The following is a 24,754-nucleotide window of genomic DNA, read 5'->3' as shown; positions in this document are numbered from 1 at the left end:
GCCGTCAGCGGTCGGCGATGTCCTCGCGGAGGCCGTCGGAGAACTCCCACCATGACAAAGGGAGCCAGTCGCCATTGACGAAGGCGTCCACTGTCGCGCCGCGACCACGGACCGTCACGGTCGTTCCTGGCGGGTACGTGGTGCCGGACAACCCCGGCACGGGGACGAGCAGGGTTCCCAGCCTCTGTGCTGCCATGTTCCACCACTCCCTTCTGGGGTACGGCGCCGAAAAGTTATATCCGGAGAGTACCGGTTTGCCCGATCGAGCAGACCGGAGAATCATGAGACATGAGTCACGCGGACAGCGGGCGGGGGCGTGGCAGTCGCACACGCATGCCATCGAGTGGAGGTCTCAGCCATGAAGGCCGTCGTGTACAAAGAGCCGTTCAGCGTCGCGGTCGAGGACGTTGAAAAGCCCAGCATCCAGCATCCGAACGATGTGATCGTACGGGTCACCTCCACCGCGATATGCGGCTCCGATCTGCACATGTACGAGGGCCGCACCGCTGCCGAACCCGGCATCGTCTTCGGCCACGAGAACATGGGAATCATCGAGGAAGCCGGCCAGGGCGTCACCTCGCTCAAGGAGGGCGACCGCGTGGTCATGCCCTTCAACGTCGCCTGCGGCTTCTGCACCAACTGCGTCGAGGGGTTCACCGGATACTGCCTGACCGTCAACCCGGGCTTCCCGGGCGGCGCGTACGGCTACGTGGCCATGGGGCCCTGGAAGGGTGGCCAGGCCGAGTACCTGCGCGTTCCCTACGCCGACTTCAACTGCCTGAAGCTGCCGGCGGGACAGGAGAACGAGACCGACTTCATCCTGCTCGCGGACATCTTCCCCACGGGCTACCACGGCTGTGAACTCGCCCAGGTCCGCCCCGGCGAGAGCGTCGCGGTGTACGGCGCGGGGCCGGTCGGCCTGATGGCCGCCTACTCGGCCCTGCTGCGCGGTGCGAGGAAGGTGTTCTCCGTGGACCGGGTCCCCGAGCGGCTGCAGAAGGCCGAGGAGATAGGCGCGATTCCGATCAACTTCGCCGAGGGCGACCCGGCGGAGCAGATCAAGGACCAGACCGAGGGCATCGGCACGGACAAGGGCGTCGACGCGGTCGGCTACCAGGCGTCGGCGCACGGCGCGGACCACGAGGAACCGGCGACCGTCCTGAACTCGCTCGTCGGTACGGTCCGGGCCACCGGAGCGCTCGGCGTGCCCGGCCTCTACGTCCCGTCCGACCCCGGAGGCCCGGACGAGCAGGCCAAGCGCGGCATGCTCCTCGTAGCGATCGGCAAGCTCTTCGAGAAGGGCCTGCGGATGGGCACGGGGCAGTGCAACGTGAAGCGCTACAACCGGCAGCTGCGCGACATGATCATCGAGGGCAGGGCGAAGCCCAGCTTCGTCGTCTCCCACGAACTGCCCCTGGACCAGGCGGCGTCGGCCTACGACAAGTTCGACAAGCGCATCGAGGGCTACACCAAGGTGGTGCTGCACCCGTAACACCACGACGCTCCGGCCCGGGAAGCGGAAAGCGTGAGCACCGAACCACTCGCGTGCTCACGCTTTCCCCTGCCGGCCGACGACCGGTGCCGACCGAGCCGTTCACCACACACCCACAGGCTTGTCCCGGTCGGCCGAACTGACGGCCGACCCGTTCCGCTTCGAGCGGGACGGGAGCGAACGTGTCGACATCGCCGTGTGGCGGGCCGCCAAGAGCCTTCGCCGCCGCTTCCGCACCGAGTGGGAACGGTGCCCTGACGAACGCGGGCCGGAGTCCGGTCCGCGGCGTTCCTTCTCATCATTGCTCCCTTCGCGGCCGATCAGGGCCGAGGTGTGCGCGGGCGTGTACCCGGGGGTGTGCAACCGGCGGTGGTGACTGCTCCCTGTTCAAGGGACGGCCACCGCGCAACTCTCTCTGGCGAACTGCGAATTCGCCCCCGGGAGGCACACGGTGAAGAGGTTCTTCGGGAAAGTCCAGCCGGCCGAGCCGGAGGTGTCCGAAGCAGAGCGCGAACTGTTCGGCGGCCCGCTGCGCTACGACATGGGCTGGTCCCAACACGAAAACGCTCAACTGGACTTGACCCTGGTGTCCGCGCTCCGATCGATGCCGACTCTGGTCGGCGCGACCCTGCGCATGGCGTGGAAGGCCGATCGTCGGGCGCTCATCGCCGTCGGGATCAGCGAGGTCGGGCAAGGCATCGCCGCTGCCGTCGGACTGCTTGCCGTCAACGCCGTCATGCACGCCCTCCTCGGCTCCGGCAGCGCCGTGGAACGGCTGCACGCCCTGCTGCCCGGTCTGCTCGCCATCGCCGCGATCGCCGTCGTCAACTCGGTTCTCGCCGGGTGGTCCACGTCCCGGGCGGGCCGTCTGGAACCGCTCGTCGAGCGGATCGCCACCACCCAGTACCTGGCTGCCGCCGTCTCCGTCGAACTGGAGGCCATCGACGACCCGGACTTCCGCCGCCTGATCGACATCGCCCAGTACGGCCCGGCTTCCGCCCGCCGCATGATCAGCGCCTGTGTCGCCGCGCTGAACAGCACCATCTCCCTGGTGGCCACGGCCGGCGTGCTCACCGTCCTGCACCCGGCGCTGCTGCCCATGCTGATCCTCATCGCCGCACCGCGCGGCTGGGGTGCCATGCGCGTGGCCCAGGAGCGCTATGTGTCGGTGATGAGCTGGGTCGAGCACGTGCGGGCCAGTCGCCTCATCGGCAATCTCCTGACCGAGCGCACCGCCGCCCAGGAGGTGCGCATCCACGGTGTCGGTCCTTTTCTGCTGAGCCGGTACAAGCGCATGGCCCGAAGCGCCGAGGCCGAGCAGGAGCGGCTGGCCTCCAGCAAGGCGGTCACCGAGTGGGTGGCCGCCGCGCTGTCCGGGGTCGCGATGGCGGCCACCTACGGAACCATGATCTGGCTGATCATGAGCGGGCACATGAGCCTGGCGGTGGCCGGTACCGCGGTGATCGCCGTCCGCTCCGGCTCGGCGAGCCTGGGCGCCCTGGTGATGAACATCAACACGCTGCACGAGGAGTCCCTCTACGTCCGCGATCACGGACGCTTCCTGACCGAGGCCGCCCGACACGCCCTCCCCCAGACCGGCGATCCGGTCCCGAAACAGGTCGAGCAGGTCTCTCTCGACCGGGTCACCTACCACTACCCCGACCGCGAGGCTCCCGCGTTGGACCAGGTGTCGCTCACCCTGCCCATGGGCTCGGTCACGGCCGTGGTGGGCGAGAACGGTTCCGGCAAGAGCACCCTCATGAAGATCCTGTCGGGTCTGCTGCTGCCCCAGGAAGGAACCGTGCGGTGGGGCGACTCGGACATCGCCGGCCTGGAACGCTCCCAGGTCTTCGACCGCGTCGCACTGCTCACCCAGGACTTCCAACGCTGGCCGGTGACGGCCGCGATGAACATCCGCATCGGGCGCCCCGGCCACGACGCCTCCTCGAAGGACCTGCAGGCGTCCGTCGACTACGCGAGGGCCGACTCGGTCGTCGCCAGACTCCCCGACGGGCTGCAGAGCCTGCTGGCCCGCGTGTTCCGCGGAGCCGTCGAACTGTCCGGCGGCGAATGGCAGAAGATCGGCCTGGCCCGCACCCACTGGCGCAGCTCCACCTCGCCGGCGGACAGCGTCCTCATCGTGGACGAACCCACCTCCGCCCTCGATCCGGAAGCCGAGATCGAGGCGTTCGACCGCATCCGCCGGCTCGCCGCACCGAACCGCGCCGTCGTCCTCGTCACGCACCGCATGTCCGGCGTCCGCCACGCCGACCGCATCTACGTCCTGCACCAGGGGCGTCTGGCCGAGCACGGCAGCCACGACGAACTCATGGCCGCCCGAGGACGCTACGCCGCGATGTTCGACGCCCAGGCCGCCCAGTACGTCCCCGCCGGCGCCATCCCGCGCCCCGCCGCACCCACCGTCGCGGACCCCGCCTGAAACCTCCGCCCGAAAGACCCGCTCACCGCGGCGGCCCCTCCTCCCGCCACCCGGCGGCTCCGAGGCCAAGGCCCGAACCGCCCCGTGACCGGCACCCGGCCCGTGAACCGAGCAGCCGCCCCGGCCCCGGTGGGGACGCACCCGCGGGCGCTGCGTGCCGTGCGGGAGCGGCAACCCACCCACGTCCGGTGCGGGGGTCTGCGACGACGATCGGCCGGCGTCGCCGGTCCGTCCCCTCCGCTGTCCGGTGAACGCGGCATCAGACCCGGCCAAGGCGCTGCCGGCGCCTCAGCGCGGCACGTCCGCGTCGAGCTGCGCCAGCCCTTGCTCCCACCGCTGACGGCGGTCGCTCCCGGACTGCTCCCACCACGGCGTACCCCGCTCCCCCAGCGCCACCTTCGCCCGGTGGACGCGGGCGCGTGCGGAGCGTTCGGCTCGGGCGTCGCCCGCGGCCGTCGCGGCACGCACCGCGCGCCGGGCCGCCATGAGGTGACGGCGCAGACGGGCCGCGGTCTCCTCCGGAACGGAGGGATCCGTCGCCCGCCATCTCCGTCCCCGGACAACGACGAAGTGCCCGTCGGGGGTCTTCTCCGGAGCCCGGCCCGCGTCCATGGCGTCCCTTCCGCCCCTCGCCGCCTCGCTCGGCTGTCCCGATCACCCGGTCGAAGCGACGAGGACGCCGTGCAAGGCATTCGACCGGAACCGCCCGCCGCCGGAGCTCCTACTCCCGTCCCGGAGCGGTCCCGGAGCGGGTGGTGGACAGGAACGTCTCCCAGTCGGCGCGGCCGCCCGCGCCCAGTACTCCGACATCGGCCCCGAGCTCGCCGGTGGACGACTCCCGCAGTTCACGGCGGGCGACGCGGGCGACCAGGGACGGGAAGAGCGGTCGCAGAGGCTGGCACCAGCGCAGCCACGGCGGGGCGTAGACGTGCCGGGCGCGGTGTGCGATGCCGGCGGCGAGCCAGTCGGCCACCTGGTCGGGGCTGTGCACTCGGCGTGCGAACCACGGCTGATTCCGGCGCAGGGCCCGCAGGACCGGGTGGTCGTCGATGCCGACGACCATGTCGGTGCCGGTCCAGTGGAGGTAGGCGATGCCGACGGTGACCCCGTCGGGCTCCACCTCACCCCGCAGGGCCTGGGCGAAGGACTCCGCGCCCGCCTTGGACGCGCAGTACGCGCTCATCATGGGCGCGGACCCGAAGGCGGCGGTCGAGGCGATCTGCAGGAAGTAGCCGCGGGCGCGGGTGAGCTGCGGCAGGAAGGCCCTGGCCGTGTTCGCCGACCCGACGAGGTTGACGTCGACGACGCGCCGCCACAGGTCGGCCGCCGTACGGATGAAGGGGCCGCCTGCGGCGATGCCCGCGTTGGCCACGACGACGGCGGCCGGCCCGAGCCGCTCCTCGACCTGCCGTGCGGCCTCGTCGAGCGCGGCCTGGTCGGTCACGTCCGTCTCGACGCAGATGCTCGGAGAGGTCAGTGCGGCCGCCGCTCGGGAGAGGGTCTTCTCCTCGCGGCCCAGCAGGGCGATGCGCATGCCGTCCGCGGACAGGCGCCGGGCGAGGGCTTCGCCGACACCGCGGGCCGCCCCGGTCACCACGGCGACGCGCCCGTGCAAGGGGCTGTCGTGAGCTGCGGTGTGTACGCGTGTGCCGGTGAAGGTACGCATGCGTTCCTCTTCTCTGTCACCGGGCCGAGGCCGGCAGGGGGCCGCCGACCGGGCAGCGCTCACCCGCGTGGCCGTCACGATTCCGCGAGAGGGCCGCCGGCCCGCCGGCAGCGTGTCCGCTCCTGCGGCCGCGCAGGTGCCGATCACCGATTCCGCCGACCAGCCGTCCAGCCGTCCGAGCGTCGGCGGGCCCGAAGGACCCGTATCCAGTGTCCTGTGGGGGAGCCGTACGCGCATCACCGGCACGAGGCCGCGGACCGGACCGGGCCGGACCGGATGCCGTCCTGACGGAGCGTGCGGATGCGCCCCGCGCGATCCGGGGCATCTCCGCCGACGCGGGACCCGTGCCGTCCTTCCCCAGCCGTCCGACCGGCTCGGTCACCGTCTGCGGCGAGGTCGCGCCGACGGCCGACCACCCGCTGCGGAGGCGGTTCCCGGTCACCGAGGAGCCGGCTGTACGCCTTCTGATCCGGGACGAGCCGGCCGTCTCCTGGGAGTTGGCGCTGAGCGAGGACGAAGACCCCCATCTGCTGCGTCCGCGGGCGGGACGCATGGCACCGGGACCCCCCGGCGAACATGGCTTCCGCCGACTCCGCGGCAGGTGGCTACCCGACCCCGTAGAGAGTCGCCAGGTCGACCAGGAGCAGATCGTCACGGTCGGCCGCGGACTCGACCAGGTCCGGGTGGAAGCCGTGCAGGGAGAACAGGGCCAGGGTGGTGCCCGTGGTGTCGTGGCCCTGGTCGGCGAGCAGGGTGCGGATGCGCTCCAGGCGCTGCAGGTCGCCGGTGCCGCGACGGGCGGCGGTGGCCTTGGCCTCGCCGAGGAGGGCGATCCTGGCACGTGGAGCCTGCGGGCGCTCGCCCAGGGCCAGGGCGATGACGTCCACCTCGTGCTTGGTGCGGGCCGCCGGGTCCGCCACCTCGGTGGTGCCGACCGGACCGGGCAGGCCGCCGGGAAGCAGGGTGTGGGCGTAGCGGCGGGTGAAGGCGCGGGCGAGGTCCTCGAAGTGCGGGCCGAGGATCTTGGAGTTGAAGGTCGGCGCGGCGGCCTGCCACGCCTCTTCGGCGAAGCCCTGTTCGACGGTGGCCGCCTGCGGCAGGGTGATCAGCTGATTGAAGCGGATGACGGGGTCGGTCAGGGTGATGACGGGGTGGCGGGGGCGCAGGATGTCCTGCTCGCGCTGGATGTAGCCGGTGGACTCCAGGACGTCGAGCGGGTGGGTGACGGCGTTGCGCTGCCGTTCCAGGGCCGCGCCGATCTTGGTGGGGGTGGTGGCGCCCCGGGCGATCGCGGTGAGGATGTCGTAGTAGAGGGTGTGCTGGGTGATCCGCGGATCCTCACGCAGCAGATACTCCGTCTCCGTGCGCGAGTACACCGCCCGACCCGGGTCCAGCAGCGTCCGCGCCAGCCAGGCGGCGAAGCCGTCGCTCGGGTGCGGGCGGGCCGCCACCGGCCGGTAACCGGGAGCGCCACCGAGGACGGCGTGCACCTGCAGGGCGGTCAGCGGGTCCTCGATCTGCCAGAACACACGGCTGGCCCGGTAGTCGAAGGCCCCCAGCCGCAGATCGATCACCGCACGGCCGCGCAACGGCTTGGTTCCCGACAGTAGTTCGTGCATGACGCTCATCGCGGACCCACACAGGATCAGCCGGGGCCCTGGATCCGAACCGGTGCCGCGCTGACGCTCGTCGTAGAGCTGTTGAAGCAAACCGGGGATCTCCGGAGAGTGCTGGAGGAGATACGGCAACTCGTCGATCACCAGCAGCGGAGTCCGCGAACGCGCGGTGACGTCAAGGGCGTTGGACAGGACCTCACGCCAGTCGGTCAACCGCAGCGTGCCGGGCTGCAGACCGGCGTGAGCCGCGATGGCATCACTGAACCGCTGAATCGCCGGCAGCCGTCCTTCCTCCCGCACCGCGGTGACGTACAGACCCCCGACCCGCTCCGACAGCGCCTGCAGAAGATACGACTTCCCGTGCCGCCTGCGCCCCGACACGATCCCCAGGCGCATCGCCGGATCCGGGTCCGTGACGAACTCGGTGAGCAGGCCCCACTCACGATCACGGTCGACCACGTCCTCGGGCTTGGCAAGCACGCTCTCGTTCACCGGAACTCCCCATCAGCCTGGATCGACCATGATTCCGTCTAAGTCTACTTAGACAGAATCCGTCCATCCCGACTTTCCTGCCGTCTGGCAGCAGGGGTCACTCGCGGTGATCGCCTCAGAGCCACGTCAGCGACTCCCCGACAAGGCTGTTACGGGCGTCATGATCCCCAGGACGACAGAGCTCCGGTCGCCATCGGCTCGGTACGCGTAGGATTCCGTGCCCGCCACACGTGGGGGACGCACCTCAACGGGACCCTGACCCGAGGTCCGCGAGCAGGTCGTCCAGCACCGCTTCCTCCTCGACCCGGACACCGTGCTCGACGAGAGCGACGGCCAGGTCAGGGTCCCAGGGAGTCTCGGCGGGCGGGCCCGTCAGGTCCGGGGCTTCGGCCACCGCGGCCACTGCTGCCCGGTAGTGGACGGCCTCGTAGCGCCACGGCCGCCAAGGGACGTTTCCCGCCAGCGCTGCGGCGATGCGTACCCCGCCCCAGTCGAAATCGCCGTGGTAGAGAAGGCCGGCTCCCCGCATGGACAGGTCGCGCAACAAGGTGAGAGCGGCGGCCGACGGTTGCCCCTGGAGGCACACCATGGGCGGGCATGCCGGGCCGAGGGTGTCGGCGGCGGCGGACAGCACAGCCGGGTTCTCGCAGATGTGGACGGTTCCCGTCACCGGAACGGCGACAACCGGTGCGCCACGGGTGAGGGAGCGGAGCGTCAGCACCGCCGGCTCCCCCGCGTCGGCCGTCCAGTCGAGGGCTGGAGTACCGCGCAGGTTGAGGGTGAGAACGGTCGATGACACGTCGTCCTTGAGCAGCCCCGCCGAGGCCCATGCCTCCCGCAGCCACTGCGCACCGGAGCCGTCGGGGAAGCCGGTGAGAGAACGGATGCCGGACAGGACGAGAGTGGCGAGCGGCCTCCCCTCATCCAGTGCGTGAGCGCCCGAAAGGTTCCGTGCCGCGAACGTCGCTCGCGAGATCGGGGGTGACGCAGGCAGCGCGCGCAACGCGCGCACTGCAGCCTGCACCAGGGAGCCCGCGGCTTGCGGTGTACGGGCGAGGCGCCGTACGAGACCGTCCCCGCGGACCCGCTCGGCCCAGGGCACCAGTCCGGCACCGAGGGTGTCGAGCGGGGCGTACGCCTCCGCCCAGGCCCGTTCTTCCCTGTCCCGTGTCTCCGCACGGAGGGGGACGGGGCCGGTGAGGACCACCACGGCGGCCGCCAGTCCGTCGGGGCTGACACCGGAGCGGCGCAGGACCGCGTCCACGGTGTCGAGGCGGACGCTCAGAGAACCGCCTGCTCGTGGCGCCCGACCCAACAGGCGCTCGACGGCCTGACGTTGGGACGCGTCGGGGTCGGACAGGGTGACGGAGCCGGTGAGCGGCCGCCCACGGGTCATCCGCTGCCGGGCGCGGTCCACGAGCCAGGCGAGGCCGGGGTCCCCGAGCAGACGGCCGAGACGCCCGATGTCGATGCCGGCCCGGTCCCCGGCCTCCGGCGGCACGGCCGGCGCCGTGTCCGCGACGGTGCCGTCCACCGGGGTCTCCCGTACGGCCGCCGCACGGACCGGGGGAACACGACCGTCGCGGGCGGACGGATTCGCCGCAGGGTTCACGTCCACCAGGACTCCTGACTTCCGGCGCTTCCGGCGCTTCCGGCGCCGGTCCCCCCGGGCTCACCGGGGAAACCCACCGGTCCCTCGGCCGCCTCGCCTAGGCCGTCGGCGAGGGGAGCCGGCCTCGACGCGTCCGCCCGTGCGCCGGGCTCCGTGCCGCGCCGCCGTTCGCCGCCGTCCCACTCCCACCGCGTCACCAGCACGGCGTCGATGTCGTCGACGCGGGAGAGCTGGGCGATGGCGATGCCCGGTACCTGGGGGTAGCAGGCCCATTCGCGCTCGCTGGTCATGACGACGTCGAGGTCGAAGGCGCGCAGCAGACCGAGGCACTTGGCGCGCGAGTCGTCGTCGACGCCGGCGAACGCCTCGTCCAGGGTGACCAGGCGCGGGGCGTGCGCGCCGCCCGCGCTCGCGTAGTGGGAGGACGCGGCGGCGAACAGGGGCACGGACGCGGCCAGGACCCGCTCCCCGCCCGAGGCGGGCCCGGTGGCCGGCACCCACTTGCCGTGCTGGTGGCGTTCGACGCCGAACTCGTGCCAGGCCCGGTAGTCGAGGGCGGCGGTGAGGTCCTCCAGCCAGCTGCCGGCGCTGTCGTCGGCCTGCCGGCGGGCGATCTGTTCCTGGAGGAACGCGCCGACCGCGGCCCGGTCCTCGGGTGACCAGGCGTCGGCGGACTGGCGCAGCCGCTCACGGGCCCGGGCCAGCCCCTGCGGGGCCCGGCGGGACGCCCTCCACACCAGCCGCAGCCTCATCCCCGTGGAGGTCGGGCGCTCCTCCAACTCCCTGTTCATGGCGGCCACCTGCCGTTCGGCCGCCCCGATCAGTTCCTGGAGCGTGCCGGCGACCTCGGTGATCAGATGGGTCTGGAGGATCTCGCGCTCGTGTGCGGACAGGATGCGGGTCAGTTCCGCGACCTCCACCGCCAGTGCCTCGGCGAGTTCGGGCACGGCCCGTTCCCGGCCCTGGTAGACGATGTCGACCCGCATGCCGTCCTCGCTCGGGCGGGCGGTGGCGGTGTGGCCGTGCCGCGAGAGTGCGTCCTGGAGCCTGCCGAACTCCTCGCTCAGCCGTTTCTGCACGCGCTCCCAGGCCGCGTCGGTGTCGTCGACCGAGGAGAGTTGGGACTCCAAGGACCGTGCGAGGGCGATGGCGGGGGTCGCCGCCCACGGCCCTCCGCCGTCGTCCGGTACGGCGAGGTCGGGCAGCGCGACGGCGAGCAGTCCCGTCGCGGCGAACCGCTGGAGCGCCGCGACGGCTTCCTCACGTGCGGCGGTCGCCTCGGTGACGTCCTCGGCGAGCCGCTCGATGCGTCCCTCGGCGCGGCTGGCCCGCCGGTCGGCGTCCCCGTACTCCGCCCGGGCCTGATCCTGTTCGTGCGCGCAGACCCGGACCGCCTCGGCCGTCTCCTCCAGGTGCCGCTGGAGTTCGGCGACGGCCGCTCCGACGGTGGAGCGGAGCGTCGTGAGGTGTTCGTCCGCCGCGGCGGCCACCCGGGCCGCCTGTGTCGTACGCTCCGCGAGTTCGAAGACGAGGAGTTCGGCCCGGCTGGTCTCCTCCTGCTCGCCGGTCACCGCGCGTTCGGCCTCCGTGCGTTCGCGCAGTGCGGGCCACAGGGCCGCCAGGAGGGCGGTGTGGTCGGCGAGCGCCTGGCGCACGGCGCCCAGTGCCGTGCGGTCGGTGGGGAGGTTCAGGGCGGCCGCGGTGTCGGCGAGTTCGGCCGTCGCACGGTCGGCCCGGTCCGCCGCCGGAGCCAGTTCCGCGGCCCGTTCGTCCCGCCGGGCGCGGGCACGGCGGGCCGTGTCGGTCGCGGCGGTGACGCCTGCGTGGGCGTGCCGCAGATCGTCGTCGCCCGGCAGCGCGGCGAGTTCGGCGTCCAGCACGGCACGGCGCCCGGCCACGGCGCGGGCCTCCTCGGTCAGTCGTTCGCGCTCCGCCGCCAGGTCGTCGATCTCGGTGCGCACTTCCGCGATCCGGACGCGACGTGCCTGTTCCCGGGCGCCCTCCCCCACGTACTGGGCGCTGTCCTTGGCCCAGCTTCCGGTGAGCGCCCCGACGCGGAAGCGCCCGTCCGCGCAGACCCAGGTGTCGTGGCCGCCGGCCTCCCAGGAGGTCTCCCCGGGCCCGTCGCCGCCGCCCGCGGCCAGCCCGATCGAGGCGAGCAGACGCGCGACCGTCTCCTCCCCCACCGCGGCGGCCCCCGTGTCCGCGGGGTCGACCGCCGGGCACAGCACGCGGTCGAGGCCGGCCCCGCCGAGTAGCCCGACCGGGTCGAGCCGCACGTCGTGGCCGTCCGCCAGGACCGCGGAGCCGTCCGGACGCACCCAGGCGTCGAGGAGCCCCGACGCCTCCAACGCGGCTTCCAGTCCCGCGCGTTCGGTCTCGGGGACGTGCGGGCGGAAGTCGACGAGCCGCCACAGCGGAGCGCCGGGGCCCCGGTCCCGTACCCCGGGGGTGCGGGTGTGAGGAGCCGCCGGGCCTCGCTCCCCGCCCCTTTCGAGGGCGGTCAGTTCCTCGGTCGCCAGCCGTTGCCGCTCCGCCGCCGCCTCCTCGCGGTGGGCCAGCAGGGCCGCCCGGTCGGCCAGGCGGGAGGCGGCGGTGCGATGTGCCTCGGTCGCCGCCGTACGGGCCGGCAGCGGGCCGTCCAGGGAGGTCGCCCAGTCCTGTATCGCGTCCAGGATCCCCGGCAGTCCGGGCACCCGCAGTTCCCCGCACCCGGCAAGGTGCTCCCGTACGGCCGTGACCAGCGCCCGCCCCGCCCGGGCGACGCTCTCCTCCGCCTCGGCCAGCCGCTCCTCGGCGTGCACGGCCTCCTCGTCGGCCTCGTCGGCGCGCAGCCGAGCGGCCCGGTGCTGTTCCTCCGCCCGCTCGGCCTGCGCGGCGAGCTGCGCCACGTACTCGACGGCGCGCCGCCTGCTCGCCGTCGCCTCGTCCGCCTCCTTCCGCAGGACCGCGTCGGGGGCTCCCCCCGTCCTGGGGACGTCGAGCCGGGCGGCTGCGGCGCTCTCGGCCACCCGGTCCAGGATGTCGTCCAGTGCTTCCCGGGCGGCCGTGAGCCGGTTGTCCGCGGTGGCGAGCCGGCCAAGGGCCCGGGTGTGCGCCTCGGCTGCCGTACGCCGGTCCGCCTCGGCCCGCTTCAGCTCCCCGGCCGTGCGGGAGGCGTCGTCCGCCGCCCGGTCGAGCGCGCGGGCGTCGCGCATCTCGGGCCGGGAGCGGAGCGTGGCTTCCTGGGCGGCCAGCCGCGCGGCCCGCTCGTCGAGGGCGGCGCCCCTCGCCCGGGCCTCCTCCCGGTCCGCCGCGGCCCGGTCCCGGTCCGCCTGCGCCTTGGAGAGTTCCCGCTGCAGGTTCTCGTACCGGGCGTGTTCGCGGCGGGGCAGGCGGGCTCGGCGCCGGGAGGCGAGGCGGGCGTAGCGCCGGTAGTGGTCGAGGAACACCGAGGAGGCCTGTTCGGCCTCGCGGGCCGCCCGCAGTTCCTCCTTCTCCTCGTCCAGCGACCGGAACGCCTCCGCCGCGTCGGCGACGACCGCCTGGTCCATCGGCGGCAGCGCCTCGGTCAGCGCCCGGGACAGGGCGGCCTCGCTCGGGCGCTTGGACAGCTGGGGCTGGCGCAGCTGGATCAGGAGGTCGACGAGGGCACCGTAGCGCCGCTCCCCGAGCCCGAAGAGCGCTTCGTCGACGGCTCTGCGGTACGTCTTCGCCGTGTCGTACACCATGCCGTGGCTGCCGACGGCCTCCGCGAGCCGGTCCCGGGACAGCGCCGTCCGGGTGGCGTCCAGCAGGTCGAGACCGGCGCCGATCCGCTGGTCCGTCACCGCGAACCAGTGGCGGGCTATGCCGCGTCCGGCGACTGCCTTCAGCCCGCACAGCAGGGTGCGGAAATGCGCCTCACCCGTGTTCTCGTCGGACCGTCCGAACTCGATCCAGGTGTAGCCGAGGCGTTCCGGGTGCGGGTGCGCGCCGCCCAGGAGCAGGTTCCACTCCATGCGCTTGCCCGGGTCGCCGTCGGGCTCGACGCGGCGGGCGGAGAGGTCGCCGTCCAGGAGGAACGGCAGGGTGAGGGCGAGCACCTTCGACTTGCCGGTGCCGTTGTTGCCGCGCAGCAGCAGCCGGCCGTCGCGGAACCAGAACTCCTCGACGTCGTAGTGGAAGAGATCGACGAGTCCGATGCGCAGGGGGCGCCACCGGCCGGGGGCGGGGTTCGGGAGCGCGGTCACGGGGTGGTTCACCGGGTACCTCCGAGGATGCCCCGGACTTCAGGCCGGGGAGGAATCGGACCCCTGCGGAGCAGGGTGGGGAAAGGTGAATCGCCGTCAGGGTGACGGGTCGTCTCCACCCGTGTTGGTGAGGGCGACCTCAAGCAGGTGGATGATCTCGGAGTTGAGGGACCGCCGGTCCGCACGAGCCTGTTCAACCAGCCGTGCGTGCAGGTCGGTGGGGAGTCGGAGGGAGATTCTTTTCTCATCGGCCATGCTAAAATGATGCCATGACGATGCCACGGATGGCCAAGGATGCCGGGCACGCCCGGTACACCTATCGGCTTCGCGTGTCGTCGACCGCCCGCACCGCGCTCCTTGCCGAGTGGGGCCGCTGCCGATGGGTGTGGAACGAATGCGTCGCCAAGTCCCGGCAGGTGCAAGCCCACAACAAGGCCCACCCCGGCGACAGGCTGACGTGCGGTCCGGCGCAGCTCGACAGGATGCTGACCAAGGCTCGCAGCAAGCAGCCGTGGCTGCGGGGTGGCGCGAGCGTCCCGCAGCAGCAGACGATCCGGGACTTCGCCACGTCCCGCTCCAAGGCCCTGAAGGACATCGAACGCCGTCTGCCGGTCAGGCAGTGCGCGGGCATGCCCCGACACAAGCGCAAGCGTGACGCTGAGCCGACGCTGAACTACACCACCCGCGGGTTCCGCCTCAAGGGCGGCCGTCTGCACCTCGCGGGCGGCATCGCCGTGACGGTGGTGTGGTCGCGGGAACTGCCGTCCGCGCCGTCGTCGGTGCGGGTGTACCGGGACAGCCTCGGCCACTGGTACGCGTCGTTCGTCGTCACCGCCCAGGTGCAACCGCTCCCCGCCACCGGCGCCGTGCTCGGCATCGACTGGGGCGTCAGGGAGACCGCCACCACCACCTCGGACGCGCACGACCTCCCGCACGCCGAACACGGCAAGCGGGCCGCGCAGCGTCTCGCCCGCTATCAGCGGATGATGGCCCGCCGCCGCCCCGCCAGGGGGCAGGCCGCGTCCAAGGGCTACCGGAAGGCACAACGGCAGGCCGCGCAGGTCTCCAAGAAGGTCGCCCGGCAGCGAGCGGACACCGCCCGTAAGTGGGCCAAGCAAGTGGTGCGCGATCACGACGCCATCGCGGTGGAGGACTTCCGGCCGAAGTTCCTCGCCAAGACCACCATGGCCCGCAAGGCGGCCGACGCCGCCATCGGCGCCACCAAGCAGGCCCTGCTCGAGATGGGCCGCAAGCACGGGCGGGACATCCGCCTCGTGCACCCCGCGCACACCACCATGGACTGCGCATCGTGCGGAGCGAGAACCAAGCACGCACCTCCTCTTTCGGAACGTACCTACACCTGCACCACATGTGGAGCCGTGTCCCCCAGGGACAAGAACTCCGCCCGCGTGATGCTGGTCCGGGCAGGTCTCAACCCGGCTGGTGTCGAGGGCGTAAGACCTTCGGGAGCGCTGCTCCCGGAGGCGGCCTGAGCCAGGAATCCCCTCCCTCCAGGGAGGGGAGGATGTCAACTTTCGTCCTGCATGGTCGTGAAAGGCCGGCGGGCCCGTCCGAGTTCCCTCACGACGGGCTCACCGACCGCGTACCGCGCGAGGGCCGGCCGCGGGACGACGCCCCGCTCCGTGCGCTCGGCGAGTCCCAGCGCCACCAGCTTGGTCAGCGCCTTCTCGACGAGTTCGGGTTCCGCTCCCGGCTCCCGCGCCGACTTGGACCAGAACCCGCCGTGTTCCACGGCCAGTTCCCGCACCCTGGCCTCCAGTTCCGCCGGTTCGACCGGCCTGCCCGCCCGTGCCAGGTGCCCGGCCAGCAGCAGGGTGATGTGGCCGTGGGTGCCCTGCTCCGGCATGCGCACGTCCGTGAGGTCGTCCAGGGGGTCGACCATGGCGACGCCCTCGGCCCGGACCTCCGGTACCAGTCCGGTCAGTTCGTTGATGCGCGCGGTGATGAAGCCACGCTGCCGGGTGAGGTAGGCCAGTTCGTCGTCGGCGAGGTCGTCGTAGTAGAGCACCGGGTCGTCCAGGAGGACGCGGGTCAGCTTCCAGCGGATCGCCCGGAACCTGAGCTCGTCGCTGTCGAGCGCGGTCCGCGCGGTCATCTCCGTCAGACGTTCCTCGAAGCCCTCGGCCTCGACCATGGAGGGGCCCCGCAGGGACGCCGGCATCCCGGCCAGCACGCGCCGCCGCACGTCGTACAGCACGTCGCCCGATCCGCTGACGTAGGCGTCCTCATCGCCGGCCACCCGCCGCAGCACCCCGAGCCGCAGCAGCAGGCGGACGACGGCCGCGAGGTCGAGGCGCTCGTCGCGCCGCTCCAGAGTGAACGTGATGCCGGCGGCCACGAGTTCGGGATCGGCGGCGGCCAGCACGACCTGTTCGGCGAGGCGCCCGAGCGCCACCTGCGACTCGCCCCGTTCCAGCGCGGCCAGGGCCAGACAGAGCAGGACGTAGCGGCGACGGGTGAAGGGCAGGGCGCTGCGGGCGGCCTCGCGCGCCGGGTGCGTGGCGTCGGTGAGGGTGCCAGGCGTCTTGCGCAGCCGGGCGGCGTCGGCGTCCGTGCGCAGCGTCCAGCCGACGTTGCGCTCGAACCACTCCCGCAGCTCGGCGGCGTGCCGGCGCACCAGCCGGAACGCGTCGGCGTACGGCCCGTCGGCGGTGAGCAGCGGCTCCTTCAGCAGGGCGCGTGCGGCCTTCTGCAGGTCGGCCTGGCGCTGGCCGTCCAGGACCTCGGCGAGGGGGCCGCTGCTCATCGGTCCTCCGTGAGCCGGGGGGAGGTGTCCTCCCGTGGGGCGGGTATGGGAACGGGGACGAGGCCGGGTGCGGCGCGGTCGCCGTGCCCCACCGTGAGGTCGACGATGTCGATCAGGTGGTCGGGACCGCTGAACACCCCGTCCGGTGTGCGTACTTCGGCCCTCGCTTCGTCGTCGAGCGCGGTCAGCCGGATCTCCATCGAACCGTCCCCGCTGGTGGCCGCGGTGGTGATCGTGTCCGGCCGCCAGGTGGCGAGCGCGTCACCGAGCAACCGCAGGAACAACTGGAAAGCGAGCGGGTCGAGTTCGCCGAGCCGGGACAGCCGCACCGGCCCGCCCGTCACGAGCCGGTCCCGTGCCCGCCGGGTCTCCTCCGTCTGCCGGGCGGCGATCTCGGCGAGCCTGCGCTTCGCCTCGCCCCGGTCGGCCACCTTGCGCGGTTTGCCGCGCCGTTCGTAGCTGCCGGTGCGGCGCAGCTGAGGGCTGATCCGCAGCGGTCGCGCCTCGCCCCACGGAGTGGAGGCCGGCTCCGGGGAGGCCGTCCGTTCGGCCAGGGTGTCGGCGTCGACGGTGAGGTGCCGCGAGGAGTGCAGCCCGAACGCCACCCGCCACAGTCGGTGCCGCGCCGCGTCGTCCGGCGCCTGGGCGAACCAGCGCGCCAGGGTGCGGAAGTCGGCCGAGCGGTCCGAACGCCCGGCCCGCCGCTCGTTGAGCTGCCGTACGACGGCCAGGAGCTGCGGGATCGCACCGAGCGCCCGCCCGCGCAGCAGCCGGGCCTGCGACTCCCGCCCCTCCCCCGACACGAACCACTCGGCGAGCCCGGACCACCGGGCGGCCCACCGCTCGTACGCCACCGCCTGAGCGCGCCCGGCGTCCTCCGGGGTGGCGTCTACGGCTTCGCGGGCGGCGGCGAGCGAGAGCAGCGGCTTCACGCTCCCCCGCTCCTCCAGCTCCCCGATCAGCAGGGCGATCCGCCCGCCGAGGGTGATGAGGTCCTGGATGAACCGCTCCAGGTACTGGATCAGCCGGTCCTTGTACGCGAGGAACGCCTCGACCTCGATGTCGTGCAGGTCGATGGTGCGCTGGAGAGATCCCATGAAGGCGCGGGCGTTGTCCGCGAGGTCGGTGAAGCGCGCCGTCAGCACGGACAGGGCGACGTACGTCTTGGCCGGGTCGGGCTCGTCCTCCGCGGCGATCACCAGGAGCGCCCGCAGCTGCGTGACGATGTCGTGCAGCGCGACCGCCTGGAGCTCGCCGCGCCGCCCCAGCACCTCGTCGTACGTCCCCAGCGCCGCCTCGGCGGCCTCACCGGCCCGGGTGAGCTGGTAGATGAACCGCCGGCGGTAGAAGTCCTCCACCGCCGTCACCCGCGCGTGGTCCGGGTCGGCCCGCAGATTGCCCCACTCCACGAGCTTGTCCAGCGCCTGCGTCACCGCCTCGACGTCGGCGGGCCGGCTCCCCGCGTCCAGGGCGGCGTACACGTCCTCCGGCCGCAGATGCACCGCGAACCGCTCCTTGGCGGCGAGGAAGGCGCGCATCAACTGACGGTAGAGGGGTGCGTTGGGGACGGTGAGGTGAGCGAAGGGGGCGTAGTCGGCGGGGGTCATCTCGGCACATTCTTCCATCCCCTTCACGACCTCACATGAGAGTCGTGAACACGCGCCAGAAAGCGGCTCGGCTCGCCGTGCCAGGTGATGGCGAATGCGTCACGGGCGCGGGTCGCCGCGACGAAGAGCAGCGATCGCGCCCGGTGCAGTTATCGCCGGTGGCTACTCGGCGGGCTAGCGCGAGCCGCTCCACGGGGCGGGGACGAACGTCCAGAGCACCTCGGCGACCGAGTCGCCGCTGTTGCGCCAGTTGTGGGGTTCGCGGCCGGAGAAGGTGAGGGTGTCACCGGCCGTCAGAGTCTCGGTGCGGCCCGTGAAGAGCACGGTGACCTCTCCCTCGATGACGTGTATGACCTCCACGTCGCAGTTGATCGTGTAGAGGTCGTCTCCGCCGTTCGCGCCGGCGTCGAGGCGCGAGCGCAGCACCTGGACCTTCGACTGGCCGCGCGGGGTGACCATGCGGTCGAGGACCCCGCGGCCACCCATGTTGATCTGGGGCGCGTCGCCCAGGCGTATCACCTCGGTGTCGGCGTCCTCGAAGAGTGACCCCACCGGCAGCGACAGGACCTGGCAGAGCGTGACCAGGGTGGCGACGCTCGGTGAGGTCTCGTCCCGCTCGACGCGGCTGATGAATCCCCTGGTCAGGCTGGTGGCCGCCGCGACCTGTTCGATGGTGAGGCCCTGCGCCTTGCGGCAGGCCCGCAGGCGCGCGCCGACGCGGACCGGGAGCGCGGACGGCTTCGGATGCAGCGCCTTCATGGAGTCCTCGCAGTGAACGATCGACCTGTCGGCGGACCTTGACAGTGGGGTGGGCGCAGGTCAGACTACCGGGACTTACAGGTTGCCTAATATGCATCATCTGTTTCGTATAGGTGACTTTTCCGAGTGGAGAACCGGAGGGTTCCGATGAACCCCGTCGAAGCCCCCTTGGGCCCTCCCGACACCGGCATCAGCCCCGCAGCCCGCTTGCCCTGAGAGGATCGCCATGTCTTCGCCCGAGACCGCGACCCGTCGCGAAGGTGTGATCGAGCAGCACTCGATCGACTACGTCCCCGCATCCGAGCGCCACGGCAAGGTGTGGCATCAGGGGCCGTTCTGGTTCACCGGCAACTTCGTGCTGCCGACCATGGTCACCGGCTTCGTCGGACCCGCCATGGGGCTGAGTCTCGGATTCAGCGTGCTCGCCGTGGTGCTCGGCGTCGGTTTCGGCACCTTCTTCATGGCGTTCCACGCCAACCAGGGGCCCCGGATGGGCCTGCCGCAGATGATCCAGTCGCGTGCGCAGTTCGGCAGCCGCGGTGCCGTCGTGCCGTTCGCGGCGACCGTCTTCGTCTACGTCGGCTTCCTCGTCTTCGACACGATCCTGGCGGCGCAGGGCATCGGACTCGTCCTGCCCGACGCCAAGCTGTTCTGGTACCCCGTACTCATCGCCGCGTCGATCGTCATCGCGGTGGTCGGGCACGATCTGCTGCACTTCGTGCAGCGGTGGCTGACGTATCTGCTCATCGTCGTGTTCGCGATCATCACGGTCGTGGCCATCGTGCACTTCTCCTCGACGCCGCTCGCGGTGGACGCACCGGCGGCCACGGCGGGCTGGGACACCACGGCCTTCCTGGTGCAGATCTCGCTCGCCGCCGGGTACAACATCAGCTACTCGGTGTACGTCTCCGACTACACCCGCTACCTTCCGGCGAACGCGCCCGCGAAGAAGCTGATCGGCTCGGTCTACGCCGGCGCCACGTGCTCCGCCGTATGGCTGATGTCGCTCGGCGCGATCCTGGCCAGCTATCTGCCGGACCCCGACCCGATCCTGGCGGTGCAGCAGATCGGTGACCTGGTCTTCCCCGGGTTCGGCACCATAGCCGTGATCGTTTCGGTGCTCGCGCTGGTCTCCATCATGGGGGTCAACGCCTACGGAGCGATGCTGACCGGAACGAGCGCCGTCGACGGCTTCAAGAAGGTCCGCCCGACGGTCCGGCTGCGCGTCGTCGGACTCACCGCGGTCGGCCTCGGCTCGCTCCTCGTCGCACTGCTGATCCCCGACAACTACATCGGCAGCTTCACCACCTTCGTACTGCTGATGCTCTACTTCCTGGTGCCGTGGACCTCGGTCAACCTCGTCGACTTCTACTTCGTGCGCCGCGGCCGGTACGCGATCGGGGAGATCCTGAAGCCGAACGGCGTCTACGGGCGCTGGGCATGGCGGGGTGTGCTCGCGTACCTCCTCGGGTTCCTCTCGATGATCCCGTTCTTCTCGACCAGCTTCTACGTGGGACCGGTCGCGGAGCTGCTCGGCGGGGCCGACTTCTCGTTCGTCGTCGGGCTCTTCGTCTCCGGCATCCTCTATCTGGTCTTCTCGCGCAACCTCGACCACGGTGCCGAGACCGACGCCCGCGTGGAGGGCGAAGCCGAACTGGAGGGATCGAACCGATGACCCCGACCCCATCGCAGCCGTCACCGGCCATGACCGAGGCATCTGCCGTCACGGTCGCCTGCTGCCAGCTCGCGCCGCAGGTCGGCCGCGTACCGGAGAACCGGAAGCAGATCCGCGAGGCGGTCCTGTCCGCGGCGGACCGGGGCGCGAACGTCGTGGTCCTGCCGGAGCTGGCCAACTCGGGGTACGTCTTCGACGACCTCGAGGAGCTGCGGTCGACGGCCGAGCCGGTCGACGGCGAGACGATCAGGGAGTGGGAGGCCCTGGCGTCCCGGCTGCGGCTGGTGATCGTGAGCGGCTTCGCGGAACTCGGCACCGACGGCCAGGTACACAACGCGAGTGTCCTGATCGACGAGACCGGACTCCGTGCCGTGTACCGCAAGGCACATCTGTGGAACGCCGAGAAGACCCGGGGCTTCACGCCGGGTGCGGCGCCGCCGCCGGTGGTCGACACCCCGTACGGCCGTATCGGGATGATGGTCTGCTACGACCTCGAATTCCCCGAGTGGGTGCGCAGGGCGGCGCTCGAGGGGGCCGAACTGCTGTGCGGACCGGTGAACTGGCCGCTGTACCCGCGACCGGAGGGCGAGCGCCCCGGCGAGATCGTCCGGGTACAGGCGGACGCCTCGGTCAACCGCATGTTCGTCGCGGTCGCCGACCGCACCGGTGTCGAACGAGGACAGGAGTGGCTCGGCGGCAGTGTGATCGTCGACGCCGACGGGTACCCGGTGACGGCGCTGCGCCTGGGCGAGGCGACGATCGTCACCGCGACGCTCGACCTCGCCGAAGCGCGCGACAAGTCCATCAGCGAACTCAACGACGTGCACGCGGACCGGCGTCCCGGACTGTACGCGGGTGTCGGACCGAAGCAGCCGTAACCCGGCCGCGGGTGGCTGTCGTCCAGCAGCCGCCCGCGCCGGCTCGCAGCGCGGGCGGGCGGTGGTGCGGCACGCACCCGATCCACCGGGAACGCCCCGCTTCGCGGAACGTTCCCGAAAAACAGGGTCAACCCCTACAAGCCGACCCCGCCGGGGTTGACGAAACAGATAGGGGCACCCCCTCTCCGAGTCATCGGCAGTTCAAGACACCGGGATGTCCTTTTCGCCCCGGTGCGAACGGCCCGTAGTGCCCATGACGGGGGAACCGGGCGCGCCCGACGCCCCAGCCAGGTCAGCCAGCGCCGCGCGGATGGTGGCGATCGTGGCCTCCGGCCGGAGGAAGACCTCCGCTGCGGTGAAGCGCAACACCCGCCTGACACCCACACATGTGGCCAGCTCGTTGAAGCGCCGGGCGTCCCGCGCGTGGGCTTCACGTGTGCCGTGGAAGGCGTAACCCTCGATCTCGACCACCAGGCCCTCCGCGAGGAAGAGGAAGTCCGGGCGGAGGCTGCGGCCTGCCTGAGTGCGCAGTTCCACCTGGGAAGCCGGATACAGCCCGGCGTCGTGCATCCGCAGGCGCGCGTACGTCTCGGCCGGTGACCCGGCGGCCGGGTCCGTGAGGCGCAGCCAGCGCCGCGCCTGCTGCGCCCCGTGCAGGGACGGGACGAGTTCGGCCGCGAGACCGGCCCGGGTCACCAGGGCCGGGCGGGTCACGCCCGCCACTCGGCGGGGCGAGAGGGCGGAGTCTGCGGCGACGACGGCGTCGTCGTCGCGAGGTCCGGCGCGCAGGAGGTCGGCGATCGTCCGCGTGGGCGTGGTCACGGCGAGCCCTTTCCGTACGGTCCGGTCATCGTCGGCAAGGCACGCCGCCACCCGCACGCGGACGCCCGCGGGCTGGTCGGTCGAGCCGCGGTACGTCGTACTGAACTCCAGTGGCGCGGAACCGGGGCCCTTCCCTAGCAGTTCGATGCGGTGCAGCGCGGCGGCGGTGCTGTGACTGCAGACGAGGTGGGGGCGCAGTATCTGCATCCCGCGGACACGCAGCAGCCAGTCCACTGTCACGCCCGGCGCCGACCACGCACCTCTGTGCAACGGAAGCCAGCCGTCGCGGCGCAGTCGCCGGGTGAGCCTGCGAGCGGGCCAGCCGGCGGCCAGGGCGTGGGCGGTCAGCAGCACGCCGTCGCGGGTGAGTCGTGTCAGATCCTGCACGAGGGAAGTGTCCGGCGCCGCCCGGCAAACACGCATCCCCTGTGGATAACCGGCGTCGGCCGCCGGTACTCCGGCCGGGGCAGCGGAGTCCGCGGGCAGTACGCGGGTCCGGAACGACTGCCGGGAGCGGGCGGTCGGCCGCCGCGGGCAGGAGGCAGGCGGCACGGTCCGATCGGCCTGACGTCGCGCCAGGCAGAGCCCGCAGGCGGCGTCGCCACCTGGCAGCGCGACTGCCCGGGGCGCGGGCAGTGCGGTCAGCGCGGCACGGGCAGGTCCAGTTCGGCGACGACCGTCTTGCCGACAGGAAAGCGGTCCAGGACCTCCCACCGGTCGGCAAGCGACGCCACGAGGACCATGCCCCGACCGGTCTCCGCTAGTGGCGAGGGCGCGGTGCGGGCCGAGCCGGGAGCGGGGGGCCGGTGCTCGCCCCGGGTGTCGAAGACCTCGATGCGCAGGGTCCGGCCGGGGAGTTTGACGGTGACCTCGAAGTCCCGGCCGGGGACGCGGCCGTGCGTGACGGCGGCGGCCGCCGGCTCGGCGACCAGCAGGGCTGCGGTGTCGGACGCCTCGCTGCCGCGTGGGACACCCCAGAGGCTGAGTTGGTGCAGCACGAGCCAGCAGGCGAGACGGGCGCCGCGCGGGGTGGAACTGAACCGCTGGGTGAACGCACGCACGGTGACCGGGTTTTGTCCGGTTGTGGGGGTGGACCGTGGTGCCATGCGCCCAATCTGACGGAGCATCAGACCCGTCCACCAGGACCACCCCGCGTACGCAGAGTCAGGGTACGCACACACGCGGAGAGCGGAACCCGCGCTGAAAGGTGTGCACTCGGCGGGAAACCCTCCGTGTTCCTGCGCATGCCGGTCACGTACCGATCGTCCTGCGTCGCGCGCACGAGAGCCTCAGACGCTCTGCTCAAGCCGTGGTGCGCTCCGTATCCTGGGGCCCGCCCGGCCCATGACCATCCGTTGCGTACCGGAGGCATCCCCCGTTGAACACGGACCTCAGTTTCGTCACCGGCGTCCGACAGACATTGGCCGTCGTACTGCCTGTCCGATTCACCGTAATCGCCGGCTGGCCGACCGGTCCCCTGCCCTTCGAACTCGGCGGCCGTCGTACCGATGCCGCCACCCGGCAGACGTACTTCACCCCGGCCGCCGCCCGTGCCCTCTACGGCACACCTGAAAGGCCCTGCCGCTGGCACCGGTTCATGGACGTGCGGCACGGGGCCCTGCATCTCAGGGGGATCGAGTTACTGCGCACAGCCACCGCCCGCTGTCCGGACCACGGTCTGGCGGTGCTGCACTTCGACGTCGAGGGCCCCGCCCTCCTGGAGACGCTGCGCGCCATCGGCCATCGCAGCCCCGCCGCCTCCGACCCGTTCGACGGTCCGCTCTCCCCCGGGGTGCTGCTGGCCGGGATCGCCGAGCCGCGCAGCGCCGCTGCCCCGTTCGCGCTCGCCCGCCTGTACACAGTCGCGTTCCTCACACCTGGCACACAGCACACCCCCGCGCTGCGGCAGGACGGCCGGCTTCCGGAGACGGCCGACCGCTGGCTCTGGTACCTCGCCTCGAAGTCCACGGAGGCCGACTTCCCCACCCCGCTCGAGCACTGGCCCGACCGGACGGAACAAGCGCTGCGCATATCCGCCGACTGGAGCGCTCTGGTGCTGCGCCACGGCGCGGCCTTCCTCGGGCACCGCGCCGACCCGGGCGGGGATGACTTCTACGCCTTCGCACAGTTGCACGGCCGCACCGTCTACCTCGACGCCCTGCTGCTCGGCAGCGTCCAGCGCGACCACATCGACGAACTGACCGACGGTCTCTCCGGTGTCTTCGACGGCCCGAAGCTCGCCCGCCGGGTGTCCGCCCTCGAACGGCACATCGCCACGTTCCGCAGCACCTACTGGCGCCAGCATCTCACCGCCCACGGCCCGGCCAACGAACTGCTGCTGAGTTTCCAAACCCAGTACCGCCTCGCGGAGCGCTTCGACGAGATCCTCGCCGAAGCGGCGGACTACGCACGGCTGGTGCAGACCCAGGAGAGTCAGCAGATCGCGGGCGCACTCGGCGTCCTGACCATTCTCGGTCTGCCTGTCGGTACAGCTCTGAGCATCCTCCAGGTACTCGGCGCCGAGGGAGCCGTCCCCGTCGTCGTCGCGCTCGTCATCGCACTGGCCGCCACAGCCCTGGTCCTCACCACACGCTACGGCCGCCTCGTCCTGTCCTCACTGCGCGGCAGGGACCCCGGCAACAGTCGATGACACCCGTGCCTGCCCCGTCGAGGGACGGGCACAATGACCGGATACCGCCTGTACCCGTCCTTGACCA

Annotated in this window: 18 protein-coding genes; 6 read left to right on the top strand and 12 right to left on the bottom strand. The window is 71.9% G+C overall.

Annotated elements, in window-relative coordinates; translation table 11 throughout:
* Positions 1–4 precede the first annotated feature (4 nt).
* The gene (locus ACVW19_RS25760) at positions 5–196 is read right to left on the bottom strand and encodes a hypothetical protein (RefSeq protein ID WP_030931808.1); all 192 of its coding nucleotides are present in this window, start codon (positions 194–196) and stop codon (positions 5–7) included.
* 162 nt (positions 197–358) lie between these two features.
* Here ACVW19_RS25760 and ACVW19_RS25755 point away from each other — a divergent pair, with 162 nt between their 5' ends.
* On the top strand, positions 359–1,492 hold the full coding sequence (locus tag ACVW19_RS25755) for a glutathione-independent formaldehyde dehydrogenase (protein WP_457462149.1): 1,134 nt from the start codon (positions 359–361) through the stop codon (positions 1,490–1,492).
* Positions 1,493–1,943: 451 nt separating this feature from the next.
* Positions 1,944–3,932: an ABC transporter ATP-binding protein gene (locus ACVW19_RS25750; protein ID WP_457462147.1), complete on the top strand. Its 1,989-nt coding sequence runs from the start codon at positions 1,944–1,946 to the stop codon at positions 3,930–3,932.
* A gap of 288 nt (positions 3,933–4,220) precedes the next feature.
* On the opposite strand, the gene ACVW19_RS25745 is transcribed toward ACVW19_RS25750, so the two are convergent.
* The 6 genes from ACVW19_RS25745 to ACVW19_RS25720 form a co-directional block, all read right to left on the bottom strand.
* On the bottom strand, positions 4,221–4,544 hold the full coding sequence (locus tag ACVW19_RS25745; RefSeq protein ID WP_457462146.1) for a hypothetical protein: 324 nt from the start codon (positions 4,542–4,544) through the stop codon (positions 4,221–4,223).
* Positions 4,545–4,653: 109 nt separating this feature from the next.
* Entirely contained in the window at positions 4,654–5,598 is a 945-nt protein-coding gene (locus ACVW19_RS25740; protein ID WP_457462144.1) for an SDR family oxidoreductase, read from the bottom strand.
* Between the two features lie 605 nt (positions 5,599–6,203).
* The gene (locus ACVW19_RS25735; protein WP_457462142.1) at positions 6,204–7,706 is read right to left on the bottom strand and encodes an AAA family ATPase; all 1,503 of its coding nucleotides are present in this window, start codon (positions 7,704–7,706) and stop codon (positions 6,204–6,206) included.
* A gap of 244 nt (positions 7,707–7,950) precedes the next feature.
* Positions 7,951–9,324: a TIGR02679 family protein gene (locus ACVW19_RS25730; protein ID WP_457462140.1), complete on the bottom strand. Its 1,374-nt coding sequence runs from the start codon at positions 9,322–9,324 to the stop codon at positions 7,951–7,953.
* The gene (locus ACVW19_RS25725; RefSeq protein WP_457462138.1) at positions 9,315–13,541 is read right to left on the bottom strand and encodes a TIGR02680 family protein; all 4,227 of its coding nucleotides are present in this window, start codon (positions 13,539–13,541) and stop codon (positions 9,315–9,317) included. The genes ACVW19_RS25730 and ACVW19_RS25725 overlap by 10 nt, the downstream gene beginning before the upstream one ends.
* Positions 13,542–13,625: 84 nt before the next feature.
* Entirely contained in the window at positions 13,626–13,784 is a 159-nt protein-coding gene (locus tag ACVW19_RS25720) for an Arc family DNA-binding protein (RefSeq protein ID WP_457462136.1), read from the bottom strand.
* Between the two features lie 14 nt (positions 13,785–13,798).
* Here ACVW19_RS25720 and ACVW19_RS25715 point away from each other — a divergent pair, with 14 nt between their 5' ends.
* A complete protein-coding gene (locus ACVW19_RS25715) occupies positions 13,799–15,022 on the top strand; it encodes an RNA-guided endonuclease InsQ/TnpB family protein (RefSeq protein ID WP_457462134.1) in 1,224 nt (407 codons plus the stop codon).
* Between the two features lie 35 nt (positions 15,023–15,057).
* Here the strand turns inward: ACVW19_RS25715 and ACVW19_RS25710 are convergent, their stop codons facing one another.
* From ACVW19_RS25710 to ACVW19_RS25700, 3 genes are all read right to left on the bottom strand, one after another.
* On the bottom strand, positions 15,058–16,296 hold the full coding sequence (locus tag ACVW19_RS25710; protein ID WP_457462132.1) for a TIGR02678 family protein: 1,239 nt from the start codon (positions 16,294–16,296) through the stop codon (positions 15,058–15,060).
* Positions 16,293–17,903: a TIGR02677 family protein gene (locus ACVW19_RS25705; RefSeq protein ID WP_457462130.1), complete on the bottom strand. Its 1,611-nt coding sequence runs from the start codon at positions 17,901–17,903 to the stop codon at positions 16,293–16,295. The genes ACVW19_RS25710 and ACVW19_RS25705 overlap by 4 nt, the downstream gene beginning before the upstream one ends.
* Before the next feature lie 174 nt (positions 17,904–18,077).
* Positions 18,078–18,662 (bottom strand): helix-turn-helix domain-containing protein, encoded by a 585-nt coding sequence (locus tag ACVW19_RS25700; protein ID WP_457462128.1) that lies wholly within the window; start codon positions 18,660–18,662, stop codon positions 18,078–18,080.
* 226 nt (positions 18,663–18,888) lie between these two features.
* Here ACVW19_RS25700 and ACVW19_RS25695 point away from each other — a divergent pair, with 226 nt between their 5' ends.
* Positions 18,889–20,337, top strand: a complete 1,449-nt coding sequence (locus ACVW19_RS25695; protein WP_457462127.1) for a purine-cytosine permease family protein — start codon at positions 18,889–18,891, stop codon at positions 20,335–20,337.
* Positions 20,334–21,215: a nitrilase-related carbon-nitrogen hydrolase gene (locus ACVW19_RS25690; protein WP_457462125.1), complete on the top strand. Its 882-nt coding sequence runs from the start codon at positions 20,334–20,336 to the stop codon at positions 21,213–21,215. Before ACVW19_RS25695 ends, ACVW19_RS25690 begins: the two co-directional genes overlap by 4 nt.
* Positions 21,216–21,416: 201 nt before the next feature.
* On the opposite strand, the gene ACVW19_RS25685 is transcribed toward ACVW19_RS25690, so the two are convergent.
* Complete coding sequence (locus ACVW19_RS25685; protein WP_457462123.1) at positions 21,417–22,424, bottom strand: endonuclease domain-containing protein; 1,008 nt, start codon at positions 22,422–22,424, stop codon at positions 21,417–21,419.
* Positions 22,425–22,678: 254 nt separating this feature from the next.
* On the bottom strand, positions 22,679–23,143 hold the full coding sequence (locus tag ACVW19_RS25680; protein ID WP_457462122.1) for an ATP-binding protein: 465 nt from the start codon (positions 23,141–23,143) through the stop codon (positions 22,679–22,681).
* A gap of 272 nt (positions 23,144–23,415) precedes the next feature.
* Here ACVW19_RS25680 and ACVW19_RS25675 point away from each other — a divergent pair, with 272 nt between their 5' ends.
* The gene (locus ACVW19_RS25675; protein WP_457462120.1) at positions 23,416–24,687 is read left to right on the top strand and encodes a hypothetical protein; all 1,272 of its coding nucleotides are present in this window, start codon (positions 23,416–23,418) and stop codon (positions 24,685–24,687) included.
* Positions 24,688–24,754 lie beyond the last annotated feature (67 nt).

This window comes from Streptomyces sp. TE5632 (assembly GCF_054061295.1).
Note: the sequence above shows the minus strand (reverse complement) of the source record. Positions and strands in the feature narration are given on the sequence as shown.

Coding starts and splice junctions, on each gene's coding strand:
- ACVW19_RS25760 (WP_030931808.1), bottom strand. CDS start 196: ATGGCAGCACAGAGGCTGGGAACCCTGCTCGTCCCCGTGCCGGGGTTG.
- ACVW19_RS25755 (WP_457462149.1), top strand. CDS start 359: ATGAAGGCCGTCGTGTACAAAGAGCCGTTCAGCGTCGCGGTCGAGGAC.
- ACVW19_RS25745 (WP_457462146.1), bottom strand. CDS start 4,544: ATGGACGCGGGCCGGGCTCCGGAGAAGACCCCCGACGGGCACTTCGTC.
- ACVW19_RS25740 (WP_457462144.1), bottom strand. CDS start 5,598: ATGCGTACCTTCACCGGCACACGCGTACACACCGCAGCTCACGACAGC.
- ACVW19_RS25720 (WP_457462136.1), bottom strand. CDS start 13,784: ATGGCCGATGAGAAAAGAATCTCCCTCCGACTCCCCACCGACCTGCAC.
- ACVW19_RS25715 (WP_457462134.1), top strand. CDS start 13,799: ATGACGATGCCACGGATGGCCAAGGATGCCGGGCACGCCCGGTACACC.
- ACVW19_RS25710 (WP_457462132.1), bottom strand. CDS start 16,296: ATGAGCAGCGGCCCCCTCGCCGAGGTCCTGGACGGCCAGCGCCAGGCC.
- ACVW19_RS25705 (WP_457462130.1), bottom strand. CDS start 17,903: ATGACCCCCGCCGACTACGCCCCCTTCGCTCACCTCACCGTCCCCAAC.
- ACVW19_RS25700 (WP_457462128.1), bottom strand. CDS start 18,662: ATGAAGGCGCTGCATCCGAAGCCGTCCGCGCTCCCGGTCCGCGTCGGC.
- ACVW19_RS25695 (WP_457462127.1), top strand. CDS start 18,889: ATGTCTTCGCCCGAGACCGCGACCCGTCGCGAAGGTGTGATCGAGCAG.
- ACVW19_RS25690 (WP_457462125.1), top strand. CDS start 20,334: ATGACCCCGACCCCATCGCAGCCGTCACCGGCCATGACCGAGGCATCT.
- ACVW19_RS25680 (WP_457462122.1), bottom strand. CDS start 23,143: ATGGCACCACGGTCCACCCCCACAACCGGACAAAACCCGGTCACCGTG.